Below are 19206 nucleotides of genomic sequence, written 5' to 3'. Positions count from 1 at the left end.
CCCCCGAAACGCCTACAGATCGGGGGTTCGAGGGATCTACCAGCGTCGGCGGACCAGATCAGTCCCGACGGAGCGTGCGATCTCGACGACTCGCGGGAGTCCCCGGACGCACCACCACCAGAGTTTTAATCCAGTGGGCTGATGTGTGCGGCAATGCGTACCGCAGTATTGGTAGAACCTGGACAGTTCGAGGTACGAGACCGGGACAGACCGACGCCCGCGGCGGACGAGGTGCTGGTGTCGATCCGAGAGGTGGGGATCTGCGGTTCGGACGTACACTACTACGAACACGGCCGCATCGGCGACTACGTCGTCGAGGATCCGATCGTGTTGGGCCACGAGAGCGCCGGCGAGGTGGTCGCCACCGGTGACGCGGTGGTGGACCTCGAACCGGGTGACCGCGTCGCGCTCGAACCGGGCGTACCTTGCCGGCGGTGTGACCACTGCAAGCGCGGCGACTACCATCTTTGCGAGTCGGTCACGTTCATGGCGACGCCGCCGCACGACGGCGCGTTCGCCGAGTACGTTGCCTGGCCGGCCGACTTCGCGTACCGCCTCCCCGAGAGCGTCACCACTCGGGAGGGAGCGCTCTGCGAACCGCTCTCGGTCGGCATCCACGCCTGCCGTCGCGGCGACGTGGGGGTCGGCGACATGGTGCTCATCACCGGTGCCGGACCGATCGGACTGCTCACCATGGAGGCTGCCCGCGCCGCCGGCGCAACCGACATCCTGATGACGGACATCGTCGAGTCCAAACTCTCGTTCGCGGCCGAACGCGGGGCCGATCGAACCATCGACGTCACCGAGGAAGACGTCACCGCCGTGGTCGATGAGTATACCGAGGGCGTCGGTGCCGACGTCGTCGTCGAAGCCTCCGGCGCAAAATCCTCGATCCAGTCCACGCTCGACGGCGTCCGGCGCGGCGGTACAGTCGTCTTCGTCGGCCTCACCAGCGAGGCAGAGGTCCCACTCGACGTCCTTGACGTCATCGACAACGAACTCGACGTCTACGGATCGTTCCGGTACAAGAACACGTACGGCACGGCGGTCGACCTGCTGGCCGACGACGCGGTCGACGTTGAGGGACTCGTCGACTCCGAGTACTCGCTCGAAGACATCGAGGAGGCGTTCGGGCGTTCGATGGAGGCCAGTGTGGTGAAGACGATGATCTCCCTCTAAGTCCGTCGCCATCGACCGAAAAAGCCACCGTGCCGTAACCCCGCTCACCACTCGGCGACGCTACCGTCCTCGTGGTGCCAGACCGGATTCGTCCAGTTGACGTTCGTCTTCGCCTGTTCTCTGACGTACTCTTCGTCGAGTTCGATTCCGAGTCCGTCGCCCGTCGGCCGTTCGACGTACCCGTCCTCGAAGACGAACGTCTCGGAATCGTCGAGGTACCGCAGACCGATGCTGGACGACGGATCGTGGAGCGTGAGATCCTGTTCCTGTAGCACGGCGTTGTGCGTGCAGAAGTCGACCTGGAGGCTGGCCGCGAACGCGACGGGGCTCAGCGGACAGTGGGGAACTGCCACCGCGTCGAACGACTCCGCCAGCGACAGGATCTTCTTCATCTCGGTGATGCCGCCGGCGTGCGTGACGTCGGGTTGCACGACCGAGACGCCCCCGTCGAGCAGCAGGCGCTTGAAGTCGTAGCGTGAGTACAGTCGCTCCCCCGACGCCAGCGGTATCGACGTCTGTGCGGCGAGCTCCCCGTACATCTCCTCGTGCTCCGGGAGGAGCGGTTGGTCGACGAACGTCAGGTCGAACTGCTCCAGACGGCGGAGGAGTTGCGGGGCCATCGGCCGCGAGACCCGCCCGTGGAAGTCGACCCCGAGAAGGACGTCGTCACCGACGCGCTCTCGAATTTGCGCGATCCGCTCCGTGATCCGGTCCACCCCAGCGGCCGTTTCGAGCGGACGGAACTCGTCGGGGGTGTTTATCTTGAGGGCGCGGTAGCCGGCGTCGACGCTCCTCTCTGCCTCCTCGGCCATGTTTTCGGCGCTCTCGCCGCCGACCCACTGGTAGACCATCACCCGATCCCGAACGTGGCCACCCAGCAGTTCGTAGACCGGGCAGCCGTGGTGACGGCCCTTGATGTCCCACAGCGCCTGGTCGATGCCGGCGAGGGCGCTCATCAGCACCGGCCCCCCGCGGTAGTACCCCCCTTGATACAGCGTCCGCCAGTGGTACTCCGGTCGAAGCGGATCCGTCCCGATGAGATATCCCTCGACCAGTTCCGCGACCGCCGCCCTGATCGTCTCCAGCCGCCCCTGGATTATGGGTTCGCCCCACCCGACGAGTCCGTCGCTGGTCTCCAGCTTGAGCAGGAGCCACCGCGGTGGCACTGCGAACAGGTCGTAGTTCGTTATTTGCATTGGGAGGTTTAGGGGGACCACACCACTTCAATCTCGGTGGTGCGTGAGCCGCGGAATTCAGCTCTGCAGAACGCGGCGACGTTCGTCGGTTAATTTATAACCGCCAGGTGGGATCTCGGCCCGGGGACGGTTTGTGAATACCAACACTGAATGCGACGAACCGGGATTCGTTCTGCTTTCGAGAACAACGTATTAGTCACTTCGGACGCTACGCGAGCGTAGCCATGACCGACCGATCTCCGTACGCGGTTGAGACGACGACGACCTCTCTCGACATCCTCGAACGCCTGGTTGAGGCCGAGACGGCGGTCGGGGTCACGCGGTTAGCTTCGGATCTCGACCTCTCGAAGAGCGTCGTCCACAACCATCTTTCGACCCTGCGTTCACTCGGATACGTCGTGAAGCGGAGACAGAAGTACCGGCCATCGCTCCGAACGCTCATGCTGGGCGAACAGACGCGGGAGTCGATTCCGGTGTACGAGAAGGGCCGCACGAAGGTCGAAAACCTCGCCGACGCCACCGGCGAGATCGTCACTCTGTTCGTCCTGGAGGAGAATCGCGGTGTCCCGGTATGTCTCGCGCGCGGGACCGACGAGTGGACCCCGGCGTATCGAACCGGTGAACGCATGCCGCTCCACGTGAACGCCCCCGGGAAGGCCATCCTCTCGACGTTCCCCTCCGCACGGGTCGACGCGCTCCTCGATGAGGGTTCGCTAGCCGCACCGACCGAACAGACCGTCACCGATTCAGACGAGTTGAAGGCTGCGCTCAGAAAGATCCGCAACGACGGGATCGCGTTATGCAGAGAAGAACAGTTTCCGGGCATTGTCGGCGTGAGCGCTCCCATCAATGGCCTTGACGATGGACGGGCGGCGGCACTCGGCGTCGTCGGGCCGGTAGACCGACTTAACGGCCGGTACCTCGAAGAGGACCTGACCGGACAGGTCGTCAGCACTACGAAATCGATCGAATTAGCGCTGACAGCGTGACCGCCCTCGCCGGTCTTTCCACCATCTTGACTGAAAGGGGTCCGGCAGTGCAGGTCCGTAAGAGTCCTCTACGCTACCTGATTGAAACTATGCAGCTAGATACGAGATAGTAGTCAGCCTATGGAATCCGAAGGGAGGCCAAGCCCTCCTCTCAAAGAATAATAGATGTATATCTGTTACCCCCGGCCGTTTTCTCGTACTTCAGCGAGGATCGATGTTGTTTCCCTGAGCGAACAACCGGTCGCGTGGAGGCGGACGGCGAACGCCCTGACGGGCGTCTTGAGAGCCGTCTGCTCACGCTCCCTATAGTATCGATTAGAAATAGTTACTCACCCCTGGAATTGAGAGCTGGTCGAGAGCGGTGTCGATCGCTGTTGTAAGCTCGTCGAGCGAGTCAAAGAAGCGATTGCTGAGAGCCGCTTGCAGCTGTCTTTAGCATTCCTCGACAGGGTTCAGCTCCGGCGAATACGATGGTAACGTCACGAAGCGAGGTCGTCACGGGCCGCTAGGTCCGTGACGGCCGACGCCTGAAAATATGGCGCTCCATCCAACACGACGATCAAGTCATCTTTGAATTCGCCCAGTAAACACGTCCAGTCGCGTTGGTCTGAAAGTTCGACGGAGGGTCGCGTGCCGCGCGGAAACCACGCGGTACGCGGCTCGACTTGCACGGGTTTCTTGGTCTGATCGATACAGACTACGGTGGCGTCCATCTCCCGCCACTTTTTTTGAGCTCATCGTGGAACGCTTCTTGCTCGTCTTCGTCGGCTTCGGCGACTGACTGGCGCGGTTTCTGATAGCTCAATCCCGCTTCTTTCAGCAGTCGCCGATTACTTGGGATCGAATACTCGACGCCGTACGTTTCTTCGAGATACTCTTGGACGAGCGCCGGCGTCCACGCCGGCGCGTCGATCCCGACCTCTTCAGGTGGTTCGTGAACGATTGCTTCAAATTCTTCTTGCTGTGATTCTGAGAGTTTTCGTTTCCTCCTGGTTCGTTATCGTCAGAAACGGCTTGCTCACGCGACTCATCGGTGTCGAGTCGCTTGAGCCAGCTGTAGATCTTCCGCCGCTGAACGTCGTACCACTCGGCTAGCTCGGTCTGCGTTACACCGTTCCTGTACGCGATGGCTGCTAAGGGCCGTTGTGTCGGCTTCGTTCGGTCCACGTTGTCGAGAGCGTCTTGCAATTCCTCAACGGAGATCCCGTCGGGATGATTCACTATCTCTTGTAACAGTCTACGAGCAAAAAAGTTCTAACGGCTACTATAGTCGCGTAGCTCGCGGTACGATGGCCGACAGTCATCGTATCTCTCATCATAACTTAGTGCCGTCCAGACGATCACGAACCGCATGTTCTGGGACAACGACGCACGCGAGGATGGGTACGACTCCGGGGAGTCGGCCCCCTCCGAACGGTTCCTCGACGAGGCGTACGACGCCCTCGGGGAGGTATTTCGAGCGTCGATGGATCACGCCGCGACGATCGAGGACCGAATCCAGGCGAAACGAGAGGACGTCGAGCGACACGCTCGGGAGATCGAACGACTGAACGAGGAGATAGAGCAGTTGAAGGACGAGCACGACCGGTTGCACGACGTCCAGGCGCGACTCAAGGACGCGCAACGATCGGTCGGGGACGTCGAAGAGACGGACGGGGAGACGGGTGAAGAGACCGACGAAGACGGAGCATCGAAGGTAGCGGTCGAAAACGGGGCGGGCGAGTGAGTTGACGCGATCGGGGCTCACGGCCGTTCGAGCGACGACGAACGAACCCGCCGAGTTGAACCAGGGTCGCCGCCGATCCGGAGGACGTCGTTCGGAGACGATCGTACCCGAGTCGGCGGCTTCGAGTGTCGACATCTCTTTACGACCTATCGCCGATACCGTCAACGTGCACAGTGTTACCACCGATCGACCGCGGGCGAAGTGTTCCGGGGGTAGGTCGACGTGACGGGCCGGCAGGTGCCGCTCGGCGAACTCGCCGCTGATCTCCGGAGCGGTGAGCGTGACGTGACGGACCACGTCGCCGAACTGTACGAGAGGATCGACGCGCTCGAGTCCGACGTTCGGGCCTGGGTCGGCGGGCCGAAGCCGCGGGAGTGGGTCGAGGCGGAGGCGGCGGCCCTCGCGGAGCGATACCCGGAACCCGAGCACCGGCCGCCGCTGTACGGCGTTCCGGTCGGCGTGAAGGACATCTTCCACGTTGACGGGTTACCCACGCGGGCGGGGTCGGCCCTCCTGCCGGGCGAACTGGCCGGACGGCAGGCCGCGGTGGTGACGTCGCTCCGAGACGCTGGCGCGCTCGTCCTCGGCAAGACGGTGACTACCGAGTTCGCCCACTTCGAGCCGGGGCCGACCCGGAACCCTCACGACCCCGCGCACACGCCGGGCGGCTCGAGCAGCGGGTCGGCGGCCGCCGTCGCGGCGGGCACGTGTCCCCTCGCCATCGGCACGCAGACCATCGGATCGATCGTCAGGCCGGCGACGTTCTGCGGCGTCGTCGGCTACAAGCCGAGTCACGGCCGCATTCCGCTGGACGGCGTGATCCCCCTGGCCGCGTCCGTCGATCACGTCGGCCTGTTCACCCAGGACGTCGCCGGGATGGAACTCGCGGCCTCCGTCTGCGTCGACGACTGGGAGCCGTCGACGGGCGACGAGCGCCCCGTCCTCGGCGTTCCGGAGGGGGAGTACCTGGCGCAGGCGTCGGAGACGGGCATCGACCGCTTCGAGGGGCACGTCGACGCCCTCGAACGCGCTGGATTCGAGATTCGGCGGACGGTGGCGTTCGACGACATCGGGGCCGTCAACGACCGGCACGACGGCCTGGTGGCCGCGGAGGCAGCGATGGCGCACCACGAGTGGTTCGACGAGTATCCGGACCGGTACGCAGACAGCACGGCCGGGTTGATTCGCGAGGGCCGGACCGTGTCGGTCGAGACGCTCGCCGACGCCCGTCGCGGTCGCGTCCGGCTCCGAACGTCGCTGGCGGAGACGATGAGCGAACGCGGCATCGACGCGTGGCTCACCCCCGGCGCTCCCGGACCCGCCCCCGCCGGCATCGACAGCACCGGCGATCCCGTGATGAACCTCCCGTGGACGCACGCCGGACTGCCCGCGGTCGCGATTCCCGCTGGAGCCGTGGACGGACTGCCGGTCGGCGTGCAGTGCGTCGCGGGGTTCGGAGCCGACGAGCGCCTGCTCGCGTGGGCGGGACCGATCGCGAACGCCCTCGCCGACGCGGCCTGAGTCTCCGGTCGACGCGTCCTGCCCACATCCCTCGGCCTCTCGCAAAACGAACCGCCAGACCGGCGAGATAGAATTGGAAGTTATAACTTGTTTTCGAGAGCCGACGAGAGTACGATCGAACGGGACCGTAGCGGAGACGGCCGAGATCAGAGCGGACGACGCGGTCGACGATTTCGCGGGACCGACACGGCGGTCCCGTCGAGGCTCTGCGGCCGGAACGAGGACAGCGAGGCACGATAGTGTTGGTCAGCGTCAGAAGATCATGTACGACTGGACACGGACGACCCCTTCGCACTCCGGGCATCGGAGAACTCGAAGGCCGGGATATCTCTCGACCAGTTCGTCGGGGGGTCTCGGATCGACCGTTCGACAGTAAACCCACAGTTACCGCAGGAGCGTCGCCGCCCGGATCGGTGCTCGAGTACTCGCCGCGCTCTGGAGAACACGAACGTCGATTGACGCACGGTAACATATGTCTTTCCACGCTGGGATGGACGACGTCGAGGTAAGACCACGGTCGGAGAGTCGACGTCCCCCTCGCCGTAAGCGGCGGGGGTCCCTCCTCGAGCGGAGGGCGTTCGGCTGACGCGGCTCCCGTGAACAGCCGTCGTGTCGGCGCGTCGGCGCGTCACCGTGTCTGCGTGTCAGCGCGTCGGTGTTTCGTCTCCTCTATCTTCGCGGAGACTGGGTGGGTTCTCCCCCGGGAGGTCGTGTCGAGATAGTCCACGAGAGATGACGGTACGTTACGAGCAGAAAGTTCTGAAGATCATCGATCTGAATCGCGACCGAACAGCGTCGACGACGGTGTCGAGAGACCCTTCCAAACCGGCGTTCGGTCGTCGAGCGACCGATTCGGTCGTCGACGATGGGAGTACCGACCCGTTTCCGCACCCGTATCACATGGATACGATTGTTACGTCTACTCCGACCGCGCGAGCGATTTCGCGTCACTGGGGCCGGACGCGATCGGTCGTCGTCGGGACCCCACCGGACCAGCTAGCCGCTGAACGAACGTTCGTAGATGGCAAACGCCCGGTCGGACGGCCGTATCGAACGCGGTCGGCAGTGTAGGACGAGCGCCGGTCGCGCTTCGGTAGAGTTCGGGAGCGAATACGGTCTGATCGACTCGTGGTGAGATGCGAGCGGACCGTCGGACGAGCGTGATACGTCCGCGTATCGGTTCAGCGAGCGCTTCACGGCGGATTCAGGAGGGGAGTCGACCGTTCGCCCGCGCCGTCGTTCGCCCCCGGGAGTGTTCGAGAGGCGCGAACGAGACCGTCGGGGTTCCAGAGACGGGGGACGCCGCTCGGAGAACAGTGGGCGTCGGGTATCGGGGGATCGTCCGAACGGTCGGCGGTCGTTATTTAGCAACGCTAAACAACTGTTTTTTCCGAGGTGATATTCGCGTTCGGGAGGTGGTCGCAGTCAGGATTATCAAACGAGCGTCGTCCTTCAGCGTGGGTGTTACTATCGAGGGCGACGGAGGGTCGGAGACGCCGGGGGTCACCGGTAGGTGACGTTCAACTGGACGACGTTCGCCGCGTCCTTGAGCAGGGACGGGATCTCGCTCTCGAGGGGATCTCTCGCCATCCGTCTCGTCGGTGCCGAGACGCTCAGCGCTCCCTCGGCGTGGCCCTGATAGTTGCGTATCGGGACCGCGACGCACTGGAGGCCGGGGAGGCGCTCCTCGTCGTCGAACGCGACCCCGCGTTCCCGTATCTCCTCGAGGTGGTCGAAGAAGACCTCCCGGTCGGTGATCGTTCGCTCGGTCGTCGCCTCCAGGCCGCGGTGAGCGATGATCTCCTCGACCCTCTCTCTCGGCAGGTGGGCGAGAATGGCCTTTCCGAGGGCGGTGTTGTGAAGGTGGACGTGCGATCCCACGTGCGCGTCGACGTTCACCGCGTTTTCGCCGGTCGCCTGATAGAGATAGATGCCGAGGCCGTTCTCCTCGACGAGCAGGTTGACGAGTTCGCCGGTCTCTTCGGCTAACCGGTCCACTTCGGTCTTGGCGATCTCGTAGAGGGGTTGCCGCTGGCGGGCGTACATGCCGTGGTCCAGAAAGCGGAGGCCGACGTGGTACGTGTCCCCGTCTTTCGTCACGTACCCCAGCTCGAGGAGCGTGCGAAGGTGATTGTGAACGCTCCCCTTCGATTTGCCCAGGTGTTGGGCGAGTTCCGTCACTCGCGCCCCGTCGAGTTCCTGGAGCGAGTCGACGATCTCGAACGCCGTCCTCGTGCTCTTGATGGGGTTTTTCGCCTTGTTGCGTTGTGCCATGTGGAGAGTCATAGCGTGCCACCCTATTAAAAACAACCGTTCATCGTTGGCAAACGCGAGGGGGTGGGGAGGGAGCGCGCCGTTCCGTAGGCCCCTGATACCGTCGTCTAACCGTCTTCGGAACAGGACAGTGCCGTTCCCCCGATCGCGCTCCTCGAACGATTCAGAGCGGCCGTCAGAGTTCGACGACGTCGTTCTCGAGTGTCCCGATTCCCCCGATGTCTATCGAAACGCGGTCCCCCTCGGCCAGCGTGAACGACTCCTCGGGGACCAGCGACGTCCCGGTCAGGAGCACCGACAGTTCGGGTACCGCGTTGTAGCGCGTGTAGTACGACACGAGTTCCTCGCACGTGCGCACCATCTCGCCCGTCGACGTCGAATCGTCGTACATCACCTCCCCGTTCCGGGTGATGACCATCGACATCTCCAGGCCGTGGGGGTCGTCGATCTCGTCGGTCGAGACGACGCAGGGGCCGAGCGCACACGACCGGTCGTAGACCTTCGCCTGCGGCAGGTACAGCGGGTTCGCCCCCTCGATGGAGCGACTGCTCACGTCGTTGCCGACGGTGTAGCCGACGATCTCCCCCCGGTAGAGGACGACGCCCAGTTCCGGCTCCGGGACGTCCCACTCCGAGTCGCCCCGTATGCCGACGGCCTCGTTCGGCCCGACGACGCGGTCGGGCGTGGCCTTGAAGAACACCTCCGGTCGCTCGCCGCCGTAGACGTCGAGGTACATCTCCGGCATCGAACTCTCCTCCTCGCGCGCCCGCTCGCTGATGCCGTAGGTGACGCCGGCGGCCCACACCTCGTCCGGGACGACCGGCCGCGCGACGGTCGCGGTCGAGAGGTCCACGGCGGCGGCCGCGGCGACGTGCCGATCGGCGACCGCGTCGACCGTCGTCCCGTTGACGTTCGCCGCCCTCGCGAGGTCCCGGAACGAGGTGAGGTTCGCGTTCGCGCTCGCGAGGTCGTACGCCGTCCCGTCGACCGCCGCCACGAGACGTGACTGTGCGCCGTCCACTACCCGGTAGTACTGCATACGACCCACACACCCCGGGGGTTGAAAGCGTTTTTGCCGCTCGCGGCACGCTCGTCGCCCAACGACGCCGATCGCGGTTCGACGGCCGGCCGCGTCTGGAGCGACGGGGCAGTCACTCCAGCGAGCGGGTCTCCCAGTCCTCTTCCCAGAGATTGATCGTGTGGACCTTCTCGGGCGAGTACTCGTACTCGCGGACGGCGTCCATGTTCAGTTCGACGCCGAGGCCCGGGCCGTCGGGGACCCGCAGGCGGCCGTCCTCGATGGTGATGGGGTCGTGCAGCAGTTCGCCCTTCCAGTCGACGTCGTAGTCTTCGAACACCTCCTGGATCACGAAGCTCGGCGAACTCGTGTCGACGTGGGCGCACATCGCCGTCGCGACCGGCCCCTGCGGGTTGTGCGGGGCGAACCCGACGTGTTCGGCCTCGGCCATCGCGGCGATCTTCTTGCCTTCGGTGATGCCGCCCGCGTTCGCGAGATCCGGCTGGACGACGTCGACGTCCGTGTCGGCGAGCAGTTCGCGGAAGGCGAACTTCGACATCCCCCGCTCGCCCGTCGCGATGGGGACGCGGGACTTCTCTGCGACCTCCCGGAGGCCGTCGACGTTGTCCGGCGGGCACGGCTCCTCGAACCACGTCACGTCGAATTCGGCGAGCTTGTCGCTTATCTCGACGGCGACGCTGGGGGCGAACCGTCCGTGGCCCTCGACGAGCAGGTCGACGTCGGGACCGACGGCCTCGCGGACGGCGCGGACGCGGTCGACGGCGTCGTTGAACGCCGCGCGGTCCATCCGCTGCCAGGCGGCCCCGAACGGGTCGAACTTCATCGCGGTGTAGCCGTCGGCGACGACGCGTTCCGCGGCCGCGCCGAACTTCTCGGGGTCGCCGTGGGTGTCGGTGTACCAGCCGTTGGCGTACGCGCGCAGCCAGCGACCGTGGACCGAGCCGCCGAGGAGCTTGTAGAGCGGTTCGCCGTAGTGCTTACCCTTGATGTCCCAGCAGGCGGTGTCGACGGCGCTCACGACCGTCGTGTTGACGACGTTCCGCGAGTACCACTCGTCCCGATACATCCGCAGGGACAACTGCTCGGTGTCGAACGGGCTCTCGCCGACGAAGTAGTCGCGCATCTCGTCGATGGCGGTCGTCACCGTCTCGGGCTTGTCGTGGATCGTCGCCTCGGCGAGCCCCCGGAGGCCCGTGCTCGTCTCCACCGTGACGAACACCCACGGCTTCCACGGGTTCGCGACGATGTGCGTCTCTACGTCGGTGATGCGTAACTCCGACATGCGCGTGAGCGCACGCCGCTCTCTCTCTTAAAACGAGGGGTTCGCGGGCCCGACTCGCGGAGCACGGCCGGAAGCGCCCGGAAGCCCCGAGAGCGCCCGAAAGCGTACGGGGACCGCACCGTCCGGGCGACTCGGTCCGGGCTAGTCGTAGACGTGGACGCTCCCGGTCCTGTGCTCCTCGATGTAGTCCCAGTCGTAGGTGACGCCGAGACCGGGACCGTCCGGAACCGAGACGCACCCCTCCCCGTCGACGGAGTCGAGCCGGTCGGCGTAGCCGTCGGCGTACACCGGCGGCACCGGGTTCTCCGCCTCGGGGTGGACGAGGGCCATCTCGTAGTAGTTGGTGTTGCGGGTGGCGGCGATGCACTGGCGCTGGGCCGGCCCCGGCGCGTGAAACTCACAGTCCAGCCCGAACCCCTCCGCGACGCGAGCGATCTTCATCGCGCCGGTGATGCCGCCGTCGTACTCGGGGTCCGCCCGCACGAAGTCGGTCGCCTCGGCCGCCACGAAGTCGGTGTGCGGTTCGAGGCCGCGGACGTGTTCGGTCTGGAGGATGGGGGTGTCGAGGTGCTGTCTGAGTTTGCGGTGGGCGTGCTGGGAGATGCCGCCGTCGCGGTAGGGGTCCTCGTACCAGAAGAACCCCTGCTCGTCGAGCGCCCTGCCGAGCTTCAGCGCGTCGGCGAACGTCTCCAGTTCGCACGCGGGATCGTGCATGAGGTCCATCTCGTCGCCGACGCGCTCGCCGACCGCGCGGACGGCCTCGATCTCGCGGCCCAGGTCGCGGGACCCCTCACCGCCGCCCCACCCGTGGATCTTGTACGCGGGATACCCCATGTCGAGACACGTCTCGGCGAAGTCGGCGAACGCCGCCGGCGAGTCCAGCCCGCCGTTCTCGTCGCCGTGGAAGGTCGAGGCGTAGGCGGGGAACCGCTCGCGGTAGGTGCCGAGCAGGTCGTGGATGGGGGCGTCGTGGTACTTCCCCGCGAAGTCCCACAGCGCGATGTCGAGCGGGCCGATCCCCATCCGGTCGTACTTGCGGAGGGCGCGTTTCATCTCCGACCAGTGTTTCTCGCGGTGAAGGGGATTCTTCCCGATGAGGTAGTCCGCGATCATGTTCAGCTCGGCCATCCCCGGCGAGTTGCCGCCGACGTACTCGCCGGTCACCCCCGCGTCGGTGTGCACCCGCAGCCCGAACAGCTTGCGCTCCGTCGTCGCTCCGGGTCGATAGACGAGGTTGAACCCGTTCTCGTCGGTCCCGACGTCCTCGAGCGGGAACCCGAACTCGGTCGACTCGATTCGCGTGATGGTCGGTGCCATACGGATGAGTCCCGTCAGGCGAACGTAAACCCTCCGGGAGGGGTGCCGGTCGACGTCGTTCCGACGACGCGGTCGGGCGTCGGTGGTTCACTCGCGGGTAGCGGTGGCGCTCGCGGCCACGCGGCAGGCGTCGACCATGCTCACGGCCGAGGCGACGCCCTCGCCCGCGATGTCGAAGGCGGTTCCGTGGTCGACGCTCGTCCGGACGATGGGGAGCCCGATAGTCACGTTGACGCCGCTGACCGCGCCGTCGCCCCGGAACCCGAGCATCTTGACGGGGATGTGGCCCTGGTCGTGGTACATCGAGACGACGCAGTCGTATCGACCGGCGGCGGCCTGCACGTAGACGGTGTCCGGCGATTCCGGACCGTGAACGTCCAGGCCCCGATCGCGGGCCGCCCGGACCGCGGGCCGGATCTCCGCGTCGTCCTCGTCCCCGAGCAGGCCGCCGTCGCTGGCGTGGGGGTTCAGCCCGGCCACGGCGAGCGTCGGGTCGTCGATGCCGAGGCTCCGGAGCGCCTCGTCGGTCACCTCGATAGTCGAGAGCACCCGCTCGGTCGTCACCAGGTCGCAGGCCTCCCGGAGGGGGACGTGCGTGCTGACGTGGGTCACGCGGAGGTCCCCCTCGATGAGCATCATCGAGTAGTTCTCGGTGTCGGTGTAGTCGGCGAGCATCCCGGTGTGGCCGGCGTACTCGCTTCCCGCCATGCGCGTGGCCTGTTTGTTGATCGGGGCGGTGACGATGGCGTCGACGTCGCCCGACGTCGCCAGCTCGATGGCCCGCGCGACGTACTCGAGGCTCGCCTCGCCGTACTCCTCGCGCAGCGCGCCGTACTCGAGGTCGGCGACGTTGTCGAGGTCGAGCACGGTGATGGCGTCCGCGCTCGGTTCCACCGCGGCGACGTCGTCGACCGCTCGCACGTCCAGGTCGACGCCGCAGATGCCGACCGCCTCGCGGACCACGTCCGCGTCGCCGATCACGACGACGTCGGCGAACGAGACGACCTCGGGGTAGGCCTTCACGATGACCTCGCTCCCCACGCCCGCCGGGTCGCCCATCGTGATGCCGAGCAGGGGTCTGTCGTTCGTCATTCGTACGCCACCCTCGGGGAGTGGGCTGATTACTGTTGTGTTCGATCGTCGGGCGATTCGACCGACGACGAGCTACGTCGGGTCGTTCACCGCGTTCTTCGGTTCGCCGCCGAGGAGCACCCGGCGGACCTCCTCGGCACCCTTCCGACGCTTCTCGTCGCTCGCCTCTCGCGAGTACCAGGCGACGTGCGGCGTCAGAATCGCGTCGTCGCGGCCGCGCAGCGGCGACTCGAACGGCGGCGGCGGGTCGTCGAAGTGATCCGCCGGTTCGTCGGGGAACACGTCGAGTCCCGCCCCGCGGATCTCTCCCGCGTCGAGCGCCGCCGCGAGGTCCTCCTCGACGACGAGGCCGCCGCGGGCGACGTTGACGAACAGCGCCGACGGCTTCATCCGGGCGAAGGCGTCGGCGTCGAACGTCCCGCGGGTGTCGTCGGTCAGCGGGACGTGGACGGAGACGACGTCGGCAGCCTCGAGTACCTCCTCGAAGTCGCGCTTCTCGACTCCCCTGTCGGCCATCGCGTCGGCCTCGACGTACGGGTCGACCGCGACGACGTCCATGCCGAACCCCCGGGCCTTCTCGGCGACGAGACGGGCGATGGTGCCGAAGCCGACGAGCCCGAGCGTCCGCCCCCGGAGCCGGTAGACCTCCGCGGTCGTCGTCCGGCGGTTCCACCGCCCGGCCCGCGTCTCCTCGGCGTACCGCAGCAGGTCGCGCTCCAGCGCGAGGATCAGCATGAGCGTGTGATCGGACACCTCGTCCTCGCAGTAGCTCGGCACGTTGGCGACGTACGTCCCGTTTCGCGTCGACGCCTCGACGTCGATCTCGTCGACGCCGATGCCGCAGCGGACCACGATCCGACAGCGGTCGAGCGCGTCGAGTACCTCGGCGGTGTACGGCGCGCTCAGGAGGCGGTCGATCACGGCGTCGACGCCGGCGAGTCGCTCGCTCAACTCCGCCGAACTGCGGGCGTCGACCGGTCTGAGGGTCACGTCGAGGTCGGCGAACACCGCCTCCTCGATGGAGCGGTCGAACGCGCTCCCCGCCGTCAGCCCCACGGTGAACCCGGTGTCGCTCATGGCGCGTGACTTCCGTCGACTGGCGTATAAACCCCCGCGTTCGCGTCGCAGTTGCTCGGATAGCAAGTGATAATTGTCCGGGGGCGGCAGTCCCCGTATGACCCGACAGGCGGACGCGAGGCGGTTCGCGTGACCGACGAGAAGCGCGGCGGCGACTACGTCTACGAGGCGCTGGTCGACGCCGGCGTCGACCTCCTGGTCGGCATCCCCGGGACGCAGACGCTCCCGCTCGACCGGACCGTCGTCGAGCGGGACGAGATGACCTACGTGATGGCGCGCCACGAGACGGCCGTCCCCCACGTCGCGTGGGGGTACTACGAGTCCGGCGGCGGCGTCGCCGCGACGCTGACGGTCCCCGGCCCCGGCGACACCAACGCGATGCACGGCCTGAAGAACGCCCTCGAGGACTGCGTCCCGGTCCTGCACGTCTCCGCCGACGTCAACCCCGAGGACCGCGGGAGGGGTCCCATCCACGAGATCGAGGCGGACACGTTCGACAACGCGGTGAAGGAGAACGTCACCGTCGAGACGGCGCTCGAACTGCCCGCCGAACTGGCCCGCGGCGTCGCGACGGCGCTCGAGCCGCCGTACGGTCCCGTCCGTCTCGGCGTGCCCAGTCGGATCCTCGACGAGTCGTTCCGCGCCCCGGCCGCCGAGGTGTCGCCCGAACGGACGAGGTGGGACACCGACCCCGACGTCGACGCGGCGGTCCGCGCGCTCGCCGACGCCGAGCGCCCCGTCGTCTACGTCGGCGGCGGCGCGCGGCGCTCGCCGGGGGGACCCGAGGCGGTCCGCGCGCTCGCCGCGGACCTCGACGCACCCGTGATCGCCTCCTACAAGGGGAAGGGCGTCTTCCCGGAGGACGACCCCCGGTTCCTCGGCGTCACGGGGTCGCACGCGCCCGAGGGGGCGAGGCGCGTCCTCGACCGCGCGGACGTCGTGATCGCGCTCGGGACCGACTTCGACGGCGTGACGACCGCCGGCTGGTCGCTCCCCATGGGCGATCGGCTGATCCACGTGACGCTCGATTCCGCCGCCGTGGACGCCTCCTACGAGGCCGACGTGGTCGTCCTCGCGGACGTCGCCGACGCCGTCGCGACGATTCGGGCCGACCTCGACGGCGCGAACGGGTGGAACGGCGGCGACGTCGCCTCGGCGGTCCGCGAGGAGTACCGCGAGTCGCTCGCGGCGCGCGGTCTGTTCGAGGACGAAGCGCCCCTCAATACGCCGGGGGTGCTCGACGGCGTCCGCGAGTCGATCCCCCGCGACGCCGTGGTGACGGTCGACGTCGGCGGGTTCCGCCTGTGGGCGATGCAGGCGTTCCCGGCGTACGAACCCGACGCGTTCGTCGCGGCCGGGTCGTGGGCGGGGATGGGCGTCGGGCTGCCCGCCGCCGTCGGAGCCCGGTTCGCCAACCCCGACAGGCCGGTCGTCTGTCTCACCGGCGACGGCGGGCTCATGATGTGCGTCCACGAACTCCACACCGCGGCCGAGTACGACCTCGACGTGACCGTCGTCGTCTCGAACAACGCCGACTACGGCGTCATCAGCAAGTCGCCGAAGATAGAGCGATACACGGAGGGCCACCGGTTCACCTGGAAGTCGCCCGACTTCGCCGCCGTCGCCGAGGGCTTCGGGTGCCGGGGCACCCGCGTCGAGTCGCTCGACGGCCTCCGGGCCGCCCTCGCCGACGCCGTCGGCCGCGACGGGCCCGACCTGATAGACGTCCCCATCGAGACGGACGAACCGTCCGCGGCGCAGGCCGCCGACTACGAGTCGACGCTCGACCTCCCCTAGAAGTCCTCGAGTTTCCGGCGGCGGAACAGGTCGAGTTCGGCCACCGCGTTGGGCGGCTCCTGTCGGGCCGCGAAGGCGACCGCGTCGGCGACGTCCTCCGGTTCGTGCACCTCGCCCTCCGGGAGGCGGTCGCGGTTCGTCTCCTCGCGGAACTCCCTGCCGAACTCCGTGCGTACCTCGGAGGGGCTGACGAGCGAGACGGCGACGTCATCGCCGACGTGGCCCGCGAGCGAGAGGGCGAACCCGCGCGTCCACCACTTCGAGGCGGCGTAGACCGGCGCGCCCGGTCGGGGGTACTTCCCCGCGAAGCTGCCGACGAAGACGAGCACCCCGTTCGACGCCCTGAGGTGCGCCAGCGTCGCCCGCGCGACGAAGAACATCCCGTCGGTGTTGACGCGCATCACCCGCTCGAACTGCTCGATCGGTAGCTCGTCGACCGCCGTCCCGCGGCTGGTGCCGATCGCGGCGTTGTTGACGACGACGTTCAGGCCGCCGAACGCCTCGACGGTCCGTTCGACCGTCTCCTCGACGGCGTCGGGGTCGGTCACGTCCGTCGGCGCGACCAGCGTCTCGACGCCGTGTTCGTCCGCTATCTCGGCCGCGAGTTCGCGCAGTCGCTCCTCGCGGCGGGCCGCGACCGCGACGTTCGCGCCGTCGGCCGCAAGCGCGTGCGCCGTCGCCCGTCCGATGCCCGCGCTCGCCCCCGATACCAGTACCGCCTCGCCGTCGAGTGGTCGTTCTGACGTCACGTGCGGCCACTCGGCGAGGGGCGCAAAGAACGTTCGGTCGGTCGGCCGTATTATCAGACTTCAGATACGATTCGGTCGTAGTACGCCTCGGCGCGCTCGCGGTCCGCCTCGGAGAGGTCGACGAGCGGTTCGCGCACCGGACCGCCGTAGAGGCCGGCGAGTTCCTGGCCGTACTTGACCGCCGGGACGTTGTTCGCCGCCGCGACGTCGCTGTCGCCGCGGCCCGTCTCCTCGCGGAGGTCCTCGTAGGGACGGAGCAGGTCGCGCACGCGCCGCGCCTCCTCCCAGTCCTCGTCGCGGAGGGCGTCCTGCAGGGCGAGCACCTGCTCGGGGACGAAGTTCCCGATGCCCGTCGTGAAGGCCTCCGCGCCCTCGATGGCGAACGAGGGGGCGAACCGCTCTGCGATGCCGTTCGACCAGACGACGTCGCCCTCGACGTCGGAGACGGCCTGCGAGAACGCCTTGACGTCGTTGTCGGCGTACTTGACGGCGACGACGTTGTCGTACTCGGCCAGCGCCGCGAGGTGGTCGGCCGTCAGCTCGGGCCCGCGCTTGTAGAGGACGACCCCGAGGTCGGTCGCCTCGAGTATCCGCTCGTAGTAGCGGCGGATCCCCTCGTGGTGCACGTAGGTGTGGACCGGATGCATCACCATCACCGCGTCGACGCCCGCGGCCTCGTACCGCGACAGGAGGTGCAGCACCGACTTCGTGCTCCCGCCGAGGCCGCCGACGACCGTCGCGTCCCCGGCCGCCTCGACCGTCGTCGCCACCACCTCGGCGCGCTCGTCCATCGACAGCGAGTAGTACTCGCCCGTGTTCCCGCAGGGGATGACGACGCCCGCCCCCCGGTCGACCATCCACTCGACGTTCCTCGCCAGTTCGTCGTGCAGTACGTCCTCGCGGTCCTCGCTGAACGGCGTCGGGTTGGTGAACGCGACGCCCCGGAGACTGTCTTTGAGTTCCTCGTAGCCCATCGATATCGAGTACCACAGACGCGACCACGGTCAAAAAGGTTGCCGTCGCGGCCACCGAGCGTTCGTCGATTCGCCCCGTCGGCGGTCGCGGCCCGCAGGACGACGGGGGTGTGACGCGCCGCCCGGAGCATAGCTATTTGCCAGCGTGACCCGAGTAACGGGACGATGCAGGGCTACGACACGTTGCGGCGGCGACTGGCGGCGGGGAAAGCGTCCGTCGGCGCGGTCGCCCGGGTACCGACGCCGACGCTCGTCGAGGTGTACGGCGACGTGGGACTCGACTTCGTCCTCCTGGACTACGAGCACGCGGGCGGCCACAGCCCCACCGACAGCGCGACGATGGAGAACCTCGTCCGGGCCGCCGAACTGACCGGCATCGACCCCGTGGTCCGGCTTCCGGACCCCCACCCGCCGCTCGTCCGGAAGGTGCTCGAGACGGGCGTGCGGACGCTCCTGGTGCCCCGAATCGAGACGGCGGGGGAGGTCCGCGAGGCGGTGGCGGCGACGCGCTTCGCGTTCGACGGCGGGGTGGGCGACCGGGGGATCGCGGGCACCCGCGCAAACCGCTGGGGCGGGGCGTACGAGGGGTACCTCGAACGCGAGGACGCCGCCACCACGCTCGGCGTGATGCTGGAGACGGCGGCGGCCGTAGACGACCTCGACGACGTCCTCGCGGTCCCCGACCTCGGTTTCGTCTTCGTCGGTCACCGCGACCTGACGCACTCGCTCGGCCACGGCGAGGCCGTCGACGACGAGGAGGTGACGGAGACGGTCGCCGCGATACGCGACGCCTGCCTCGACGCCGGCGTCCCCGTCGGCAGGGTCGCAGCCGACGTCGACGACGCCCGGGCCGCGGTCGACGAGGGATACCGGATCGTCCTCGGCGGCTACGAGTTCGACGCCGTCCGACGGGTGTACGGCGACTGGGCGGCCGTCACCGACGAGTGACGCGGTCGATCGTACCGCCGTACCGGTCCCTCGCCGGTCAGGTCAG

Annotated in this window: 15 protein-coding genes and 1 pseudogene; 6 read left to right on the top strand and 10 right to left on the bottom strand. The window is 67.4% G+C overall.

Annotated features, from left to right (window positions below; translation table 11 throughout):
- Positions 1-153: 153 nt before the first annotated feature.
- Complete coding sequence (locus NKI68_RS19180) at positions 154-1179, top strand: NAD(P)-dependent alcohol dehydrogenase (RefSeq protein ID WP_254546907.1); 1026 nt, start codon at positions 154-156, stop codon at positions 1177-1179.
- Between the two features lie 44 nt (positions 1180-1223).
- Here the strand turns inward: NKI68_RS19180 and dgoD are convergent, their stop codons facing one another.
- The gene (dgoD, locus tag NKI68_RS19175) at positions 1224-2375 is read right to left on the bottom strand and encodes a galactonate dehydratase (protein ID WP_254546906.1); all 1152 of its coding nucleotides are present in this window, start codon (positions 2373-2375) and stop codon (positions 1224-1226) included.
- Positions 2376-2599: 224 nt separating this feature from the next.
- Here dgoD and NKI68_RS19170 point away from each other — a divergent pair, with 224 nt between their 5' ends.
- Entirely contained in the window at positions 2600-3364 is a 765-nt protein-coding gene (locus tag NKI68_RS19170) for an IclR family transcriptional regulator (protein WP_254546905.1), read from the top strand.
- A 315-nt stretch (positions 3365-3679) separates the two neighbouring features.
- On the opposite strand, the pseudogene NKI68_RS19165 reads toward NKI68_RS19170, so the two are convergent.
- Positions 3680-4585, bottom strand: a pseudogene (locus tag NKI68_RS19165) (IS630 family transposase).
- 130 nt (positions 4586-4715) lie between these two features.
- Here NKI68_RS19165 and NKI68_RS19160 point away from each other — a divergent pair.
- Both NKI68_RS19160 and NKI68_RS19155 read left to right on the top strand, forming a co-directional pair.
- On the top strand, positions 4716-5090 hold the full coding sequence (locus tag NKI68_RS19160) for a hypothetical protein (protein ID WP_254546904.1): 375 nt from the start codon (positions 4716-4718) through the stop codon (positions 5088-5090).
- Between the two features lie 222 nt (positions 5091-5312).
- Positions 5313-6611, top strand: coding sequence for an amidase (locus tag NKI68_RS19155; RefSeq protein WP_254546903.1), 1299 nt, complete (start codon positions 5313-5315; stop codon positions 6609-6611).
- 1503 nt (positions 6612-8114) lie between these two features.
- Here the strand turns inward: NKI68_RS19155 and NKI68_RS19150 are convergent.
- From NKI68_RS19150 to NKI68_RS19125, 6 genes are all read right to left on the bottom strand, one after another.
- A complete protein-coding gene (locus tag NKI68_RS19150) occupies positions 8115-8885 on the bottom strand; it encodes an IclR family transcriptional regulator (RefSeq protein ID WP_254546902.1) in 771 nt (256 codons plus the stop codon).
- A 175-nt stretch (positions 8886-9060) separates the two neighbouring features.
- Positions 9061-9924 carry a fumarylacetoacetate hydrolase family protein gene (locus NKI68_RS19145; RefSeq protein ID WP_254546901.1) on the bottom strand — a complete coding sequence of 288 codons (864 nt, stop codon included), beginning with the start codon at positions 9922-9924 and terminating at the stop codon, positions 9061-9063.
- Between the two features lie 112 nt (positions 9925-10036).
- Positions 10037-11206, bottom strand: a complete 1170-nt coding sequence (locus tag NKI68_RS19140; protein ID WP_254546900.1) for a mandelate racemase/muconate lactonizing enzyme family protein — start codon at positions 11204-11206, stop codon at positions 10037-10039.
- A gap of 141 nt (positions 11207-11347) precedes the next feature.
- Positions 11348-12523, bottom strand: coding sequence for a mandelate racemase family protein (locus NKI68_RS19135; protein WP_254546899.1), 1176 nt, complete (start codon positions 12521-12523; stop codon positions 11348-11350).
- An 87-nt stretch (positions 12524-12610) separates the two neighbouring features.
- Positions 12611-13615 (bottom strand): 4-hydroxythreonine-4-phosphate dehydrogenase PdxA, encoded by a 1005-nt coding sequence (pdxA, locus tag NKI68_RS19130; RefSeq protein ID WP_254546898.1) that lies wholly within the window; start codon positions 13613-13615, stop codon positions 12611-12613.
- A 72-nt stretch (positions 13616-13687) separates the two neighbouring features.
- Positions 13688-14692, bottom strand: coding sequence for a C-terminal binding protein (locus NKI68_RS19125; RefSeq protein ID WP_254546897.1), 1005 nt, complete (start codon positions 14690-14692; stop codon positions 13688-13690).
- 129 nt (positions 14693-14821) lie between these two features.
- On the opposite strand from NKI68_RS19125, the gene NKI68_RS19120 reads away from it, so the two are divergent.
- Positions 14822-16489: a thiamine pyrophosphate-binding protein gene (locus tag NKI68_RS19120; RefSeq protein ID WP_254546896.1), complete on the top strand. Its 1668-nt coding sequence runs from the start codon at positions 14822-14824 to the stop codon at positions 16487-16489.
- On the opposite strand, the gene NKI68_RS19115 is transcribed toward NKI68_RS19120, so the two are convergent.
- Positions 16486-17238, bottom strand: a complete 753-nt coding sequence (locus NKI68_RS19115; protein WP_254546895.1) for an SDR family oxidoreductase — start codon at positions 17236-17238, stop codon at positions 16486-16488. The two genes, NKI68_RS19120 and NKI68_RS19115, sit on opposite strands and share 4 nt — an antisense overlap.
- A 53-nt stretch (positions 17239-17291) precedes the next feature.
- A complete protein-coding gene (locus NKI68_RS19110) occupies positions 17292-18212 on the bottom strand; it encodes a dihydrodipicolinate synthase family protein (RefSeq protein ID WP_254546894.1) in 921 nt (306 codons plus the stop codon).
- Between the two features lie 165 nt (positions 18213-18377).
- Between NKI68_RS19110 and NKI68_RS19105 the strand changes: the two genes are divergently transcribed.
- The gene (locus tag NKI68_RS19105; RefSeq protein ID WP_254546893.1) at positions 18378-19160 is read left to right on the top strand and encodes an HpcH/HpaI aldolase family protein; all 783 of its coding nucleotides are present in this window, start codon (positions 18378-18380) and stop codon (positions 19158-19160) included.
- Positions 19161-19206 lie beyond the last annotated feature (46 nt).

The sequence above is a fragment of the Halomarina pelagica genome (assembly GCF_024228315.1).
Taxonomy (GTDB): Archaea; Halobacteriota; Halobacteria; order Halobacteriales; family Haloarculaceae; genus Halomarina; species Halomarina pelagica.
The sequence above is the reverse complement of the archived record's forward strand: the minus strand, read 5'-3'. Positions and strand labels throughout refer to the sequence as shown.